Consider the following 16041-nt stretch of genomic DNA (forward strand, 5'->3'; position numbering starts at 1 on the left):
AATGACGTTACTTGCCTAGCGTCCCCGCCAACAGTGGCGCCATTTGCTCGTCTGTCAGCGCCGCATGGACTTCCATGTTCATCAGGTCATTCCACTCCAGCACCCATGTCTGGATGGCGACCGGGTCACTGGCGTCGGCGATGCCAAAACCACTGGAAGCGCCGATCGCATGCCAGCGCCCGAGCATTTTCACGCCAGCGGGCGGGGCGCCTCCGGTCTTGAGGAATCGTTCGATTGCGGCGTTTCGGTTCTGCGGACTGATGGTCCAACTGACGATGAATAACATCTGCCACCTCCTGTCACGGATTGGCACCTGTTTGCGGATTGCGCACCTGGCTGGCGCCGGGGCCGGGTTCACGCGTGTGTTTGCAGGGCCGTCCAGGCTGGCTACAAACCATTGCTCCCACGATCAGGCATAGCAGCGGCGCGCTCCCGGCGTACGACCGCTGATCTTGTTTCGATGGGTTAAGAGCGAATATCCAGGCCAGTGATACGCGGGTGAAACACTCAGGCGTCGCGCAACAAGTCGTTGGCGTTGAGCAGCTCGTAGGCGATCTCCGGACGCTTTTCCAGGCTGCGACGAATCGCGGCGGGGATGGCGGCGCGGGTCTTGCGGCACAGGCCGGGCAGTTCCTCGATCTGAATGCCGATACCGCGCATGGTGCGTACTTCGTTGAAGCTCGGCACCAGCTCCAGGCGAATGCCCAATTGGTCAAACATCCGCACTTGCAGGCGTTCAAGGTCGGCCAGGCTTTGCAGGTTTTCCAGACGATCCAGCAGGCGTTTTTCTTCCTGGCGGGTCAGGAACAGGATGCGCACGTCCGCGCCGGGTGTTTCCAGCAACGGGTCGCGCCCGCAGATGCAGGCGCCGGGAGGGCAGGGAGAGCGGATTGGGGCCGAGGTCGTCATGGGCCAATCATAGAGGCCCATGAGCGGTTTTGCCCATAGCGTTTGCGCGCGGCCCAAGGGCAGGCATCGATTCGAGCCTGCCCTTGATATTCACGCGGATAAACGTAGGTGTTTAGTGAGTCGCTGGCCCTTCGTACTGAGCAAGGATAGCGTTGGCCAGTTCTTCGTCGGTGGCGTTAAGTCCAGGGTTGTCCTGGCGGATCTGCTGCAACACCGCCTCCATGTAGACCCCGCGAATCGCGCCGTTACTGGCGACAAATGCAGACACGTCATCCCTGGCCGGAATCACCATTTTGTGATCTTTGAAGGTGGAATACAGCGAAGCGGAAACCCCTGCCGAGGTCGCGACATCCTTGCCGCTTACGGCCAGGGCTGATCCGATGGGCAGGCACAATATCAGAGAAGTAATGAGTAGCATGCGGCGCATGGCGTCGTCCTCCAACAGCGTAAAGCGAAAAGGAAGTAACACATTACTTAGGAGGTGCGGCGAGGCTCAGGAGTTCAATGCTGTGCGCATAACCCCCGTAATGGGCGGTTGCGCCGCTGGTCTTAAACCAACGCTCGGATGGAAATAGGCTTAAATAACCACAGGATGGGGTCGATAACCTCTTCAGAGCTGCCTTTCGCTGCGTCCACCAGGGGAACTACAAGTGTCCATAAAACTGCGTTTACTTCTCTTGATGGGGACTGGCCTGCTCACTGCGTTGATCATGAGCCTGGTCAGTTATGTGGGAAATACCCAGATGGCCCAGGCCGTCAACGACAGCGAGGTCAGCATGGCGGCGCTGCGTAATCACCTTGAAGCCGACATGATGCACGACGCCCTGCGTGCCGACGTGTTGTCGGCGATGCTGGTCGGGCTGGGCAAAAGCACCAGTACCAAGGCCGAGGTGCGCAGCTCCATCGAGGAACATGCGGCGCGTTTTCGCGAGGTGGTCGGGGAGAACCTCAAGCTGCCGGTCAACGACACCATCATGGCGGGCCTGAACAAGGTCAAGCCGAGCCTCGACACCTACATCGGCACCGCCGAACGCATTGTCGGGCTGGCGCTGGAAAATCCGGACGCGGCGCAGCAGCAGTTGGGCTCGTTCAACACCGTGTTCACTCAGTTGGAAGGCGATATGTCGTCGCTGAGCGAGCTTATCGAAACCAACACCCAACAGGCCAGCCAAGCCACTCAGCAAGCGATCAGCCACGCCAACATCGCCCTCGGCAGCGTCCTCGTTGCCAGCCTGTTGCTCCTGCTGGCCCAGGGCCGCTGGGTGATCCTGAGCATCCTCGGCCCATTGCGCTCGGCCAGCCGCATCGCTGATAGCATCGCCCACGGCAACCTGAGTGAAACGATCATCGAGCCGACCGGCCACGACGAAGCCAGCACCTTGATCCGCACCCTGGCGACCATGCAACGCGATCTGCGCGGCATGATCGAAGTAGTGCGCAGCAACGCCCATGGCGTCAGCGGCATGAGCCAGCAATTGAGCAACGGCTGCCACGAAGTCGCCGGCAGCAGCCAGCAGCAAAGCGTCGCCGCCAGCACCATGGCCGCCGCTGCCAGCGAAATGACCGCCAGCATCGAGGAAATCACCCGCCACGCCGACCGTGCGCTGAACATGGCCAACCAGGCTGAAGAACTGGCCAAGGATGGCGGCCGGGTGATCCATCAGGTGGTTAACGACATGGACGGCATCGCTCGTTCGGCACAACAGTCGGCCCAAGTGATTCGCACGCTGGACAAGGAATCCGAGGGGATTTTCAGCATCATCCAGGTGATCAAGGGCATCGCCGACCAGACCAACCTGCTGGCGCTCAACGCGGCGATCGAGGCCGCACGCGCCGGTGAGCAGGGCCGTGGTTTTGCCGTGGTGGCCGACGAAGTCCGCAGCCTGGCCGGGCGTACCAGCGCCTCGACCCAGGAAATTGCCGCGATGGTCGCGCGCATCCAGCAAAGCACCCGCGAAGCCGTGACCAGCATGGAGGCCGGCGTGGCCCAGGTCGACAAAGGCATGGCGGTGACCGCCGATGTCGAGCGCGCCATTCGTGAAATCCTCGAAGCCACGCTGAACACCACGCAACTGGTCAACGACATCAGTCGCACCATCGGCGAACAGAGCCTGGCCAGCAACGAAATCGCCCATCAGGTGGAAATGATTGCCGGCATGTCCGAGGACAACAGCAAGGTGATCGGACGCACGGCGTCGACCACGGATGAGTTGTCGTCGCTGGCGGGGCAGTTGTCGCAGTCGGTGGATCGCTTCAGGCTTTAAAAACTTTCCTTGTGGGCCATCGGGCTTAAGTGCTGTAGGGTCCGATCGCCCCCAAGGAGAGTTGTAATGATTGATCTGGCCACCTGGAACCTGACGATCCCTGTCGGGACGCCTGCCAAAGTCATCGATACGCCGCGATTGGTGGATGGCTATACCGATTCATATTTTCGCTCCGGCGATAACCTTTTTTTCTGGGCGCCGGTTACCGGCTCCAGCACCTCAAAGTCCGAATTCCCCCGCAGCGAACTGCGCGAAACCCTGAGCGACGGGACGCTGCGCAACTGGACTTATCCCGAAGCCGATCACCGACTCAAAGCCGTGTTGAAGGTCAATCAAGTGCCTTCGACGGGCAGGATCGTGATTGGGCAAATCCATATCTACCAAGCTAAAGGCCCGTTGCTGAAAGTCGAATACCAGTACGACGCCGCCACGAAGAAAGGCAACGTGATTGCCAACTATCGGCTAAAACCGGGCAGTGAGGACATCACCATCGTGATTGCCCGGGACATTGCGCTGGGCAAGCCGTTCTCTTACGAAGTTCGCTTCAGTTCGGCCGGTTATCTGAATGTCAGTTCCCAGGGTTACAGCTGGGGCAAGCAAATCAGTTCGAGCTGGAAGAACAAGCAGCTGTACTTCAAGGCCGGGGTGTATGCGCTGGACAATGCGGGCTATAAAAATGAAGGAGGGCAGGTGACGTTCAGTCAGCTGGATGTGGCGCATACCCGGCCCTGAGGGAAAAATGAGGTGTCTGGTCTGGCCTCTTCGCGAGCAAGCCCGCTCCCACAGGAGGAACGCATTCCAAAGGTGGGAGCGGGCTTGCTCGCGAAGGCTTTAGATCAGACAACCATTAACCTACAGTCAGATACGGAAAGCCTGACGCCCAATCAACAGCCACTTGCCACCCTGTTTCTGCCAAATCTGAAAGTTCTCGATCTCGGTCGGCACCACTTCCGTGCCATTGAGCGCCTGCGCCGAGAAGTGGTTGCGCACCAACGCCGTATCGCCCAGCAGGGTGATGGTCTGCTTCTGCATTTCGAGGGTCTTGAATGCGCTTTTGCCGGTTTCGATATCGGCAATAAATTCTTTCTTGTCCTGGACCTTGCCGCTGGAATGCCCATAGCTCAGCTTCTCGGCCGTAAGCTTTTGCAGTTCGGGAATGTCCTTGTGCAGCATGGCTTGGGTCAGGTGATCGACCGCTTGGGCCACGTCTTTCTCGGCGGTTGCGGGAGCGGCGGCTACATAGCCGCTGAACAGGCACAGAAAACCGATCACTAATTTAGCTTTTTGCATGGTATTTCCTTGTTGTTGTGGGTGGTCGAGACTGATGAATTCGTCAGTCGTCGTACAACTTAGCAGATATTTTGCGGATAAGGCATAGCGTGTTTCGGGGTCTTATCGCCATTTGTCGGGCGCGAGGAACGGGCCTTCAGCTCGGTGCTTCCAAGGGGAAACAACCCGAGGAAGCCTGACCATGAACGACGAAGCGAAACGGGAAGCCTTGGCCACCTGGTACAAACTGCTGCGACACCCCGAAATCCGCATGGACAGCGAGGAGCACTACGACGAACTGCTAAAAGCCGCCGATGAGATGGAACGCACCGGGTTGATCAACGCCGCCGAGTGGCGCGTGCTGGTGCGCGAGGCAGGGGTTGCCTTTGCCAATTCGATTCAAGGCGTCGGTGGTGGAACCTAGGAGGGGTGAGCCATGAGCAAATCGATTAGTGCCCGGGATCTGGGCATTGAACTGAAAAGCGCTGATGAAAGCGCCTTGTTCAAATGGTTTGTGGCGAGTTTTTTGATGGGCAAGCGTATCCAGGCAGACATCGCCGCGCAGGCTTATCGCGTGATCGTTGAAAAGCACACGCGTGACACCGCGCGCAAATTGGCGGCGTGTACACATCGTGAGTTGGTGATGATGCTTGGTGAAGCGCATTACGTGCGCTACGACGAAACAACTGCCGAGCGCTTGCGCCACTTGGGCAAAAAGCTCAGTGACGAATACGCCGGCAAAATCGGCCACATCCACAGCGCCAGTGAAGACCGCCAGGCCTTCGAAAAACGCCTCGGCGAGTTCGAAGGCGTCGGACCGAAAACCATCGAAATCTTTATGCGCGATGCGGCGGCGGTGCTCTATTGAAACCGCTCTACATCGGCACCGCCGGCTGGAGCGTGCCACGGGAATATGCGGCGATGTTTCCCGACTCCGGCACGCATTTGCAACGCTATGCGGCGCAACTGACGGCGGTGGAAATCAACAGCTCGTTCTACCGCCCGCATCAGCCCCAGACCTATTTTCGTTGGGCGCAATCAGTGCCGCCGGCGTTTCGGTTTTCGGTGAAGATGCCCAAGCTCATCACCCATGTTCAGCGCTTGCAGAACTGCGAAGCGTTGCTCGACGAGTTCCTGTCCCAATGCCTGCAATTGGGGGACAAGTTGGGCTGTTTGTTGATTCAATTGCCGCCGTCGCTGGCCTATAACGCAGCGGTGGCCGCCGAGTTTTTCCGCATCCTGCGCCAACGTTATCTCGGTTCCGCCGTGCTGGAACCTCGCCATGAAACTTGGCGCGCAGCCAGCGGTTTACTGATCGAGCACCGGATCGGGCGAGTCGCGGCTGATCCATCGACGATCACCGGTGGCACCACGCCGGGCGGATGGTCCGGGGTGCGTTATTGGCGGCTGCATGGTTCGCCGCGGATTTATTACAGTGACTACGACATGGGTCGATTGCAGGCACTGGCGGAGAAGATTCAACTGTCGGCGCAGGCGGGAGCCGAGACTTGGTGCATCTTCGATAACACCGCGAGCGGGTTTGCTTTGGGGAATGCGCTGAGTTTGCTGGGGCTTTCAGGGCCTTAGTTTGAGGGTGCTTGTGCTGGCCTCTTCGCGAGCTTGCTCGCGAAGGCGTCAGCCCAGACTCACCCGAAATCAGCGACACCCACAAATCCCCTGTGGGAGCGGGCTTGCTCGCGAAGGCGTCCGCCCAGACTCACCCGAAATCACGACCCCCACAAATCCCCTGTGGGAGCGAGCCTGCTCGCGAAGGCGTCAGCCCTGACACCATTTATTCAAGGCGAACCAACAAACCCATTCAAATACTCGACCCGCTTTTGCGTCTGCTCCAGCAGGCAGGCCGTATGGATCGTGCCAAAGCCACTGCCGCCAATCGATTCATACGTCTCGAATTCGCAACTGGCATCTCTTAAGGCAATCCAGGCCAGTTGAGCCTTTTTCAGCATCAAATCCTGAGAGGGTTGGTTCGGAGCAGAGCCATTGTCTTTGTACCGCGCAATTAAGGTTTTGTAGGCCGTATTCAATGCGTGGTCTGAGGCTTTGAGCTGTCGCTGCAGGCAATCGAACATCTGGCCTTCCGTGGCGGCAGTGGCGCAGGTGCTGCTGGCTTGTGCGGTTGTGCTGAGCGCGAGCAACAAGGCTGGTACGAGAATAAATGAGCGGTATAGGGGATGTTGTCTGTTACGGGCAATCGTAATTCGCTCAGCGTGGGCGTCCAGGGGGAGAAGTCCATCCATGGTTCATCGTTCTCAGGTGTAGGAGGGCGCCACTTTAACGGTCTGGTGCGAGGCTTGGCGAGAGGCTGAACTTAAGGTTTCTGGATGCTTGTGCTGGCCCCTTCGCGAGCAAGCCCGCTCCCACAGTTGATCGTATTCCCATGTGGGAGCGAGCCTGCACGCGAAGGCGCCAACCCAGACCCACCTGAATCTGCTGTGTACACAACTCCCCAGTGGGAGCGGGCTTGCTCGCGAAGAGGCCCGCCCAGACACCGCAAATCCAACAGCCCTCAGCCCCAAACCCGGACCACCAAGTCGCGAACAGACGCGCGGGTTTGCCATGTCGTGATATTCTTCGCCCCAACTTGCTTTGACCTATTCAGTTCGCACGTCCTCGAGACGCGCAAACAGGATCAATGTCGCTCAAGTAGCTGAAGCCAATAATGATAAAAAGTCAGTTCAGTAGGGACATATAAACTGAGGTCGATGGAGACACGTCGGCCTTGTGTGCCCACCCTCCAATCCTGATGTACGGGAACCCGCGACATGCTGCCTGCATGCCGTGAACCAAGGGCCCTGGCGTTGGGATGGAAGGGCGGATGGCGTTTTATCATAGGTGCTACAGATGCTTAAGAAACTCAACACGGCCCTGCTGGGGCTGGCTTTGTCGATGGGGATCACGTCCGTTCACGCGGAAGAGGCAAAGAAAGTCGATGTGCTGCTGATTGGCGGCGGCATCATGAGCGCGACCCTGGGTGTGTGGCTCAATGAGTTGCAACCGGACTGGTCCATGGAAATGGTCGAGCGCCTCGACGGCGTCGCCCAGGAAAGCTCCAACGGCTGGAACAACGCCGGTACTGGTCACTCCGCCCTGGCTGAGCTGAACTACACCCCGGAAGACGAGAACGGCAAAGTGTCGATCCCGAAAGCCGTTGAAATCAACGAAGCTTTCCAGATCTCCCGCCAGTTCTGGTCGTGGCAGGTTCAGCAAGGCGTCCTGAAGAACCCGCGTTCGTTCATCAACTCCACTCCGCACATGAGCTTCGTGTGGGGCGATGACAACATCAAGTTCCTGAAAAAACGCTACGAAGCCCTGCAAGCGAGCCCGCTGTTCGCCGGCATGCAGTACTCCGAAGACCCGGCTGTGATCAAGAAGTGGGTTCCGCTGATGATGGAAGGGCGCGACCCGAACCAGAAAATCGCGGCCACCTGGACCCCGATCGGCACAGACGTGAACTTCGGCGAAATCACCCGCCAGTTCGTTGCGCACCTGCAAGCCACACCGAAGTTCGACTTGAAACTGTCTAGCGAAGTGCAAGACATCACCAAGAACGAAGACGGCACCTGGCGCGTCAGCTACAAAAACCTGAAAGACGGCACCAAAACCGAAACCGACGCCAAGTTCGTGTTCATCGGCGCGGGCGGCGGTGCATTGCACCTGCTGCAGAAGTCCGGCATTCCTGAAGCCAAGGAATACGCAGGCTTCCCGGTTGGCGGCTCGTTCCTCGTGACCGAGAACCCGACCATCGCCGAGCAACACCTGGCCAAGGCCTACGGCAAAGCCTCCGTTGGTGCACCGCCAATGTCGGTTCCGCACCTCGACACCCGTGTCCTGGACGGCAAGCGCGTCATCCTGTTTGGCCCATTCGCGACCTTCAGCACCAAGTTCTTGAAAGAAGGCTCGTACCTGGACCTGCTGACCAGCACCACCACCCACAACATCTGGCCGATGACCAAAGTCGGCATCAAGGAATACCCACTGGTTGAGTACCTTGCTGGCCAACTCATGCTGTCCGACGAAGACCGCATGAACGCTCTGAAAGAATACTTCCCGAACGCCAAAGCCGAAGACTGGCGCCTGTGGCAAGCCGGCCAACGCGTGCAAATCATCAAGCGTGATGAAGCCGCCGGTGGCGTGCTGAAGTTGGGTACCGAAATCGTAGCGTCGGCTGACGGTTCGATCGCTGGCCTGCTGGGCGCCTCCCCAGGTGCCTCGACCGCTGCGCCGATCATGCTGACCGTGCTGCAAAAGGTCTTCAAGGATCAGGTTGCTTCCCCGGCCTGGCAGGAAAAGCTGCATCAGATCGTGCCAAGCTATGGCACTCAACTGAACAACGATCCAGCCAAAGTGGCTGAAGAGTGGGCTTACACTGCAAAAGTGTTGCAGCTGACTCCGCCACCGGCGATCCCGCAGTTGACCGCTCCGGCTGCTCCGGCTCCTGCTGATGCTGGCAAGGCTCCGAAGGCAAATGCCGCTAGTGATATGGCTCTGTAACTAAAAGCCCTGTCGGAAAAAGCCCACTGAACCGGCGACGGTCAGTGGGCTTTTTTGTGGCCGGGATTTGGCTTTCTCGGATCACACAACCTCTGATCCTGACGAGCACCCTGTGGCGAGGGAGCTTGCTCCCGCTGGGCTGCGAAGCAGCCCCAAAATTCTGGATCCCGAGACGCTGTTTCTTCTGTCGAGTTCGGTCCGGCGAGGGGGCCTGCAAGCTACCCAGAATTGGTGCTGGTAGGTCAGAAACAGTCATTTACAATCCACGAAAAAGCGAGCCTCAGGCGACTTTCGGATACCTTGCTCGCCTCGAAATAATAGCGAGTGAATGCTCATTGCCGATAGATGCGTGTTACGAAGGGCCGGTATCGACCCAAGGTGGACGTGCGGTGTGGTCTGATCTCGACGGATTCGATGATTAGTAGCGGCCCGAAGTTGGTTGATCCCTTGTCACCAAGGGGCCGCTTGAATCCGTTGTGGATGGTAATAAACGTTTTGTGGAGACTAGACCGCCGCCTATCGAGCTGTTGGGCCAGATGTTATGGCCCGCAGTACTTTCCAGCTTCCGGTGCCGACGCCGGCCCTGTTCGGCGAGCGGTTTGTATAGACGTGATAACCAATGGTCTTTCTTCCGGCGAAATGATTACAGGTATCTAGATATCCACCTTGAGAATTGTTGTATTCGTTTCGGAGGCTGATCGGGTCTCCGATATAGATCTGTGAGCCGACAGCACCGTACATTACGACCCAATCGAGAGTTTTATGACCGGTTTTTTCAACGCCGCGGTTCGCCTTTTCCGCTGTGGAGACATTGTAAAGCTCTGGTGAATTGGCGTGATTGTTCGTATCGAGATAGCCGCCACCGTTTTTGTCGCTGTATCCCGGGCCGTCTCCGTACAGATTCAATAGCCTGATGGTATCGCCAGAGCGCACTCTGTCACCGTCTGGCTTGCCCGTTGCGGATCCGACCAACCAGGTGTCGATGGGGCCTTCTTTTTCTGGTGAGAGAACGGACACAACATCATACTTGGCGCCCACCTCTTTGGAACTGTCATAGACAGAGAGATAGCCGCCGTTCCAATTGGCATAACCGTTTAGAAAGCGGACTTTGTCGCCGTATTTGAGCACATCAGCTGTCGGCTCAGTGGTGAGCGTTTTCTTCTCTACGCTGACGTTGAATGAGCCGCTGTTGTTCCCGTAATCTCCCGCCAAATCATTGATGAGAAAGGTGAGTTCTCCGTCGGTCGGTACCGTCCAGCGGAACACTCCGTTATTAATCGGGGTGAGATAGTCATCGCCGATCTTCATCAGGAGCGCACCGACAAGTCCATCCGGATAGACCAACCCGGCGGGCTTGTACGAACCAACGAGACTCTCATCCCCTTGAGGGCCATAGGCCCTCCCTGAGCCACGCTCTACCCACCCCGAGGCGATAATCGTAATTACGTCTCCCTTCTTAACCTTAAAACCTGTCGCTCTGCCGCTCTCCAGCTTTGCATCGACGGTGCCGGACCAGATATCGGATTGAGACATTGTGAAGCTCCTTTTTCAAAAGTGATTTCCCTGCCAATTGCGGGGATGCAACAACGTTCGCCACGTTGTGACCTGCGTACTCACTAGTGAAGGAACCCACGTTCAAAGATACGAACCGGCCTAGCTCCATGCTCATTCTGACGGTTTGGGATTCCTTCCCGCAGGTCGCGAACTGACTATAGAGGGTGAGGGTAATCTGTCAAAAAATTACCGAAAGCAACCGTCCATGACTGACCGCTCTTGGCCGGTTTCTGCCCGTCCCCCCAAGTCGCTTGTGTCCCCAACTATTAACCGATCAGTAGGTGAGCGAGCGACCTGGCCACCCGGTTTTACCCCATAAACCCGAGCTGCCCTAACGCCAGATTTCTCCTTCAAACAACCAAATCAAAATAAACAAGCCAACTCCAATCAACGCCTAGCCATCGGACCGCCTGGGCGTTTCACATCGCGCTCTCGACTTACCGCGCCAGAGCCCACAATGCGACTTGATTGAGGCAACCGTGGCGTACGCAGTAACAGACTGATGTCCTCTGCGCTGACCGCTCTGCTGAAAAAGTGGCCCTGAATTTCATCGCAGCCGTTTTCGCGCAGGAAGGTTTGCTGTTCTTCGGTTTCGACGCCTTCTGCAATGACTTTGAGGTTCAGTTTGTGCCCCAGCGAGATCACTGCGGTGGCGATGGCTTTGTCGTTCTCGTTGTCGGGCAGATCGCGTACGAAAGACTGGTCGATCTTGAGTCTCGCGATCGGGAAGCTTTTCAAGGCGGCGAGGCTGGAGTAGCCGGTTCCGAAGTCGTCGATCGAGAGACTGATGCCCATTGATTGCAGTTCTTTCATTTTGCTGATGGCTTGCTGAAGGTCTTGCATGATCAGGCTTTCGGTCAGCTCCAGCTCAAGGTACTTCGGGTCCAGTCCGGTTTCTTGCAAGGCATGCCTCACCCGGTCGATCAGGTTCCTTTCGATGAACTGGCGTGCGGAAATATTCACCGACATGGTGATCGGCGGGCAACCCGCATCCTGCCAGGCCTTGTTCTGCCTGCACGCGGCATGAATCACCCAGTCGCCGATGGGCACGATCAACCCGGTCTCTTCGGCCTGCGGAATGAATTTGATTGGAGAGACCATGCCGAGTTCGGGGTGCTGCCAGCGGATCAGCGCCTCTACGCCGATAATCTGACCTGACTGCAAATCCACCTGCGGCTGGTAGAGCAGCAGGAATTCGTTATGGTTGAGCGCGTTTCGAAGCCCGTCCTGCATGGCGAGTTTGCCTTGAACCTTGTTGTTCATCTCGCTCGTATAGAACTGGTAACTGTTGCGCCCCAATTCCTTGGCGCGGTACATGGCCGCGTCCGCGTTGCTGAGCAATGTGTCGGTATCATTGCCATCGGCAGGGTAGGTGGCCAGGCCCATGCTGCAGGTGACGTGGAGTGTATGGCCGCTGATTTGAATCGGCCGCAGGATGGCTTCCTGGATTTTGTGCAGGGCGGGAGTCACGCCATCGATGTCCGAGGGCTGGTCGAACAGGATGATCACAAACTCGTCGCCACCCAGGCGCACGACGGTGTCGGTGCGGCGTACACACTCCAGCATGCGCTGGGCGACGGTTTTCAGCAGTTCGTCGCCAGCACTGTGTCCGAGGCTGTCATTCACCAGTTTGAATTTATCCAGATCGAGAAACACCACCGTCACCAGGCGGTTATAGCGCTGAGCGTAAAGAATTGCCTGTTTGAGGCGGTCTTCGAGCAGCGTGCGATTCGGCAGCCCGGTCAGTGCGTCATGGTCGCCCATGTAGCGAATACGCTTTTCGGTCAGCTGGCGTTCTATGGCGATGCCGGCAAGAGGTGTCGCCATGTTGATCAGTCGCGTTTCGCTCGAGCGAGGGCTGCGTACGGTGTTGGAATACAAGGCAAACGTACCCAAGACATTTCGCTCATGGGACAGAATCGGTGTCGACCAGCAGGCGCGAAATCCATAGGACGCAGCGACTGAACGGTATTCCTCCCACAGCGGATCCTGCTCGATATCCGTGACGATGACCGGTTCGCGTCGATAGACCGCGGTGCCGCATGAACCAACCTTCGGACCGATCGCAATCCCGTCGATGAGTTGGTTATAGGCTTGCGGCAAACTGGGCGCTGCCCCGTGCAGCAGGTGCTTGCCATCCTCATCCAGCACCAGGATCGACACCATCATCCCTTCCAGTTGGGATTCGACCAAGTGAGCCAGACTGTCGAGGACTTCTGATAGCTCGGTGCTCCTGGCGATCAGCTCCAGGACATGACCTTGTCCCGCGCGGATAATGGCTTCTTGCTCTAATCGACTGTTTTGCACGGCGAGCCGCTTTGTGGCGATGCTCAATTGGACGGTTCTTTTTTCCAGCTGAAGCCGATCTTGAAGGAATTGATTCACCGCGCGAGCCATGTTGCCGATCTCGTCCTTCCCATGCACCGCCATCATCAAATGCGTTTTGTCGGTGTGCTCCTGACGCAGTTGCCGGCTGATTTCATTCAGTCGCATGAGCACATGACGGCCCATGAAAACCCGGGTCACGAACCAGGCGAACACCAGGCTGGCGCCCAGCATGATCAGCACCCATTGCTGACTAAGATTTGAGGCCTCAACCAGGCGCTGCACGGCCTCGCGATAGTCTTCGGTGTAAGCACTGGATTGCGCACGGGCCACCGCGACCAGAACCCCGGCCTCATTCTTCAGTTCCTCATTGAAGCGCTGTATGACGTTTTGCTGATTGATGAGATTTAGGCGAAGGGTGAAGAGATCGGGCGTTTCCAGATCAGCGTCGGGTAACTGGCCGGCAGTGCGTGACAGGCGTTCATATCGGATTCGCAGCCGTTGCACGGCATCACTGTCGAGTGCCTGCGGAAGATCGAAAAGCAACACCGCCAGTTCCAGGCTGGCCCGCGTCTGGGTCGCGGTTAACCGGGCGGTGTGTTCCTCCACGGTTTGCTCGAAGGTGACCTCCGTTTGCAGCAGGCTTTCGCGCAGTTGCGCAACGATGTTGGCAGTATTGCGGAACATCTGACTCGACTGATACATGTCCAGTATCGCCACGCCACTGTTCGCGGCAGTCAGCTGCTGCACCAGTTGATCAAGGGCTTCAAGCTGTTCAACGGTCGCCGCATAGCTTGAACGCAGGGCGTCGGGGGAGCGGGTTGTCAAAAGCTGATCGGTCTGGCGTTCGATCAGCAAGGTGCGCTGCAGCATGTCTTGCCCATTTTGCATGCGGACCAGTCGTTCATCGGTCAGCTGACGGGTGGCGTTATTGGAAGTACGCAACGCGTAGACCGCCGTTGCACCGCCCGCCAGGATCAGCAGCGCCAGCGTCAGAAACGCCAGTGTGAACTGCGCGCGAAGCGATTGCGGCAAAAGCCAGCGTACGAGTCGGGAAGTAACGTCCAATGTCATGGATTCCACTGGTGGCGATAGATGTCTCGATAGCCATTGTCTGGGTCGTACTGGAATTTCTTCCCGCCGTCGAAGGCTATATTGTCGGCATTGACCAGGTGAATCGGCGCGACGAAACCGCTCACCGGCTGACCTGCAAACAACCGGTTCAATTCATCCATCACTTGCCAGCCATGCAGGTTGAGCGGCTCGGCGACGGTGACGGTCTGGTAGGTTTTCGCCTGTATGCGCAAAAAAGCCGAAGCGCTGCCATCACCGGCAGACAACAGACTGATCCCGTCACTGGGTATTGCGGCATTGGTCAAAGAGGCAATCGAGTAGTCGAAATAGATATCGTTGATGGCCAGTGCGTGGGTCCAGCGCTTGCCATAGCGCTGCAGCAGCTCCTTGGTGATCGCTGGCATTTTCTCACTACTTTCGGAGATCGCGACATCGCGCACTTCCAGCAACGTACATTCCCGACAGGCCCGAATAACATTTTCCATGGCCTTGGCTTTCGCCATGGCGATGCTGTATTTGGAATCGGTCAGGATGACCACGCCGGCGCGTCCGTTTGACTGTGCGACTGCTGCCATGGCGGTGAGGCGCGCCACTTCGAGCGGGTCAGTGGTGACGTTCATGGCCACCGGCGTACCGTCAATCGGCCCGGGGCGTGCCCCGGCGTGCCAGCCAACCACCGGCACATCATTTTTGGCGAAGCGCATCAGCGCTGCATTGTTCTCAACGGCATCGGAGCCGCACAGGATGAGGCCGTCGGGTTTCGCTGCCAGGGCATCGGAAAAGGCCTTGGCGCGCCCGGCCGATGATCCCGCGCCATCGAATATCTTCAGCGTCCAGCCCATCGCCTTGGCTGCCTCGCGAGCGCCCTGCGCGACACCGAGAATGCCGCCGTTACGCAGATCTTCTGCGACAAACGCGATGCTTTTGCCTCGCAGGGCTTGCGGACCGGATTCAGGGCCGCTCCAGCGAACAGCTTCGAGGGTGGCCCTGGCGACGATTTCCTGCGCCTGGATCACCGTAACCGTGGCGTTTTCGACCCGCGCTGCGATTGGCAGGTTCTGGGCGTATCCGGGCGCTGCCGTGAACAGACAGAAAACCGGAATTGAAGCCATCCAGCGTAGCCAGGCCTTGATCAGACTGGTTCGATCACCGTATGTGATGCTGGGTCTAGAGCCGATAGCGCAATCATAGTCCGGCATGGCGTCCCTTTTTTGCCAAGAATGCAGCGTCCACTATTCAAAAGAATAGTCGGTTCTGCTGTCTTCAGGTCTTTGTGGGCAAGTGCGCGAACTTTAGTCCTGAACATTCAGGAAATGGGGCAGGGTCCATGGCACAAAACAAGGGACGAGGGCCAATTGCATCGTTGACTACATTGGGTGGTTTTACAAGGCTTCTGATTTTGCACAGGCAACAGGCAAAAAAGGACGTGAGAGGCCGAACACTCGCCTGAAAACAGTCGGGGCGCGCTCATTAATCGGCGTACATCAGCTCCAGGCTCTCGATCCACGCATCCGAGGCGTTGAATGTTGCGTAGTACTGCTGTCTTTCCGAACGACTCAATCGAGTGAAAAAGGGCAGAAAGTAACTATCGTTGTAATACCCCTGAGCACCTTGCATCGCACCGCCCCACCAGGCGGGGTCATAACCCTCAAACGCTATCCACGGCGGTGGAACGGCTAACCTCATTCCCTGAAGAGTGCTCAGAAAATGGATGCTATTCGTCACCATACGAATCGTCGTGGCGTTAAATTCCGAGTTCGATCTGAAATAGATCAGGTGCTCGTCTTTTCGAGTATTTGAATAGCGCTTTACGGGCAGGCCATTGAATGGCTTTTCAGCGACGAAACTGAAATCCGATTCGACAAGCGACTCAAGTCCGGCAAAGTCAGCGTACGCGATTAAAAAAACACAGTAGTAGGCTGGAATGTCGAGACTCGCCAAAGACACCACCTGCGAAAAGTCAGGTAATGGCCGGGCAGGGGGAGACAAAGGCTGAGTAAAAACTGACTTCAACTCGGAAAGGGAATAACCGACGATCTGCTCGTCCGGGCTACGCCTGACGAAGGATTTGATACGTTTGAAAATGCTCATTCGCGGTCCTTGATCCTTCATTTTTTTCTACAAGCTTCAACGT

At 57.4% G+C, this 16041-nt stretch carries 15 protein-coding genes and 1 pseudogene; 7 read left to right on the plus strand and 9 right to left on the minus strand.

What is annotated here, in order from left to right; genetic code table 11:
* Positions 1-7: 7 nt before the first annotated feature.
* The 3 genes from NK667_RS07080 to NK667_RS07090 form a co-directional block, all read right to left on the minus strand.
* Positions 8-286, minus strand: coding sequence for a DUF3303 domain-containing protein (locus tag NK667_RS07080; RefSeq protein ID WP_054055218.1), 279 nt, complete (start codon positions 284-286; stop codon positions 8-10).
* A gap of 221 nt (positions 287-507) precedes the next feature.
* Positions 508-909: a hypothetical protein gene (locus tag NK667_RS07085; RefSeq protein WP_054055226.1), complete on the minus strand. Its 402-nt coding sequence runs from the start codon at positions 907-909 to the stop codon at positions 508-510.
* A 112-nt stretch (positions 910-1021) separates the two neighbouring features.
* A complete protein-coding gene (locus NK667_RS07090) occupies positions 1022-1336 on the minus strand; it encodes a DUF2388 domain-containing protein (protein ID WP_054614177.1) in 315 nt (104 codons plus the stop codon).
* A 223-nt stretch (positions 1337-1559) separates the two neighbouring features.
* Here NK667_RS07090 and NK667_RS32790 point away from each other — a divergent pair.
* From NK667_RS32790 to NK667_RS07100, 3 genes and pseudogenes are all read left to right on the plus strand, one after another.
* A pseudogene (locus tag NK667_RS32790) lies at positions 1560-2315 on the plus strand (HAMP domain-containing protein); the annotation flags it as partial.
* A gap of 132 nt (positions 2316-2447) precedes the next feature.
* Entirely contained in the window at positions 2448-3173 is a 726-nt protein-coding gene (locus NK667_RS32795) for a methyl-accepting chemotaxis protein (RefSeq protein ID WP_413786150.1), read from the plus strand.
* Between the two features lie 66 nt (positions 3174-3239).
* Positions 3240-3905, plus strand: a complete 666-nt coding sequence (locus NK667_RS07100) for a polysaccharide lyase family 7 protein (RefSeq protein WP_054055232.1) — start codon at positions 3240-3242, stop codon at positions 3903-3905.
* A gap of 126 nt (positions 3906-4031) precedes the next feature.
* Here NK667_RS07100 and NK667_RS07105 read toward each other — a convergent pair whose 3' ends face one another.
* Positions 4032-4463, minus strand: coding sequence for a nuclear transport factor 2 family protein (locus NK667_RS07105; RefSeq protein WP_054614178.1), 432 nt, complete (start codon positions 4461-4463; stop codon positions 4032-4034).
* 181 nt (positions 4464-4644) lie between these two features.
* Between NK667_RS07105 and NK667_RS07110 the strand changes: the two genes are divergently transcribed.
* Genes NK667_RS07110 through NK667_RS07120 form a run of 3 tightly spaced genes read left to right on the plus strand, consistent with a single transcriptional unit; the run spans position 4645 to position 6029 of the window.
* Positions 4645-4866, plus strand: coding sequence for a hypothetical protein (locus tag NK667_RS07110; RefSeq protein ID WP_054614179.1), 222 nt, complete (start codon positions 4645-4647; stop codon positions 4864-4866).
* 12 nt (positions 4867-4878) lie between these two features.
* Complete coding sequence (locus NK667_RS07115; protein ID WP_054614180.1) at positions 4879-5310, plus strand: hypothetical protein; 432 nt, start codon at positions 4879-4881, stop codon at positions 5308-5310.
* Positions 5311-5363: 53 nt separating this feature from the next.
* The gene (locus NK667_RS07120) at positions 5364-6029 is read left to right on the plus strand and encodes a DUF72 domain-containing protein (RefSeq protein WP_054616215.1); all 666 of its coding nucleotides are present in this window, start codon (positions 5364-5366) and stop codon (positions 6027-6029) included.
* 209 nt (positions 6030-6238) lie between these two features.
* Here NK667_RS07120 and NK667_RS07125 read toward each other — a convergent pair whose 3' ends face one another.
* On the minus strand, positions 6239-6700 hold the full coding sequence (locus NK667_RS07125) for a lysozyme inhibitor LprI family protein (protein ID WP_054614181.1): 462 nt from the start codon (positions 6698-6700) through the stop codon (positions 6239-6241).
* Between the two features lie 604 nt (positions 6701-7304).
* On the opposite strand from NK667_RS07125, the gene mqo reads away from it, so the two are divergent.
* Positions 7305-8954 (plus strand): malate dehydrogenase (quinone), encoded by a 1650-nt coding sequence (gene mqo / locus NK667_RS07130; RefSeq protein ID WP_054614182.1) that lies wholly within the window; start codon positions 7305-7307, stop codon positions 8952-8954.
* Positions 8955-9470: 516 nt separating this feature from the next.
* Here mqo and NK667_RS07135 read toward each other — a convergent pair.
* From NK667_RS07135 to NK667_RS07150, 4 genes are all read right to left on the minus strand, one after another.
* On the minus strand, positions 9471-10487 hold the full coding sequence (locus tag NK667_RS07135) for a LecA/PA-IL family lectin (protein WP_054614183.1): 1017 nt from the start codon (positions 10485-10487) through the stop codon (positions 9471-9473).
* 408 nt (positions 10488-10895) lie between these two features.
* Positions 10896-13916, minus strand: coding sequence for an EAL domain-containing protein (locus tag NK667_RS07140; RefSeq protein WP_054614184.1), 3021 nt, complete (start codon positions 13914-13916; stop codon positions 10896-10898).
* Positions 13904-14923 carry a substrate-binding domain-containing protein gene (locus NK667_RS07145; protein ID WP_054616216.1) on the minus strand — a complete coding sequence of 340 codons (1020 nt, stop codon included), beginning with the start codon at positions 14921-14923 and terminating at the stop codon, positions 13904-13906. Before NK667_RS07145 ends, NK667_RS07140 begins: the two co-directional genes overlap by 13 nt.
* Before the next feature lie 454 nt (positions 14924-15377).
* A complete protein-coding gene (locus NK667_RS07150) occupies positions 15378-15998 on the minus strand; it encodes a hypothetical protein (protein ID WP_054614185.1) in 621 nt (206 codons plus the stop codon).
* Positions 15999-16041 lie beyond the last annotated feature (43 nt).

Source organism: Pseudomonas nunensis, from assembly GCF_024296925.1.
In the GTDB taxonomy this organism is placed as follows: Bacteria; Pseudomonadota; Gammaproteobacteria; order Pseudomonadales; family Pseudomonadaceae; genus Aquipseudomonas; species Aquipseudomonas nunensis.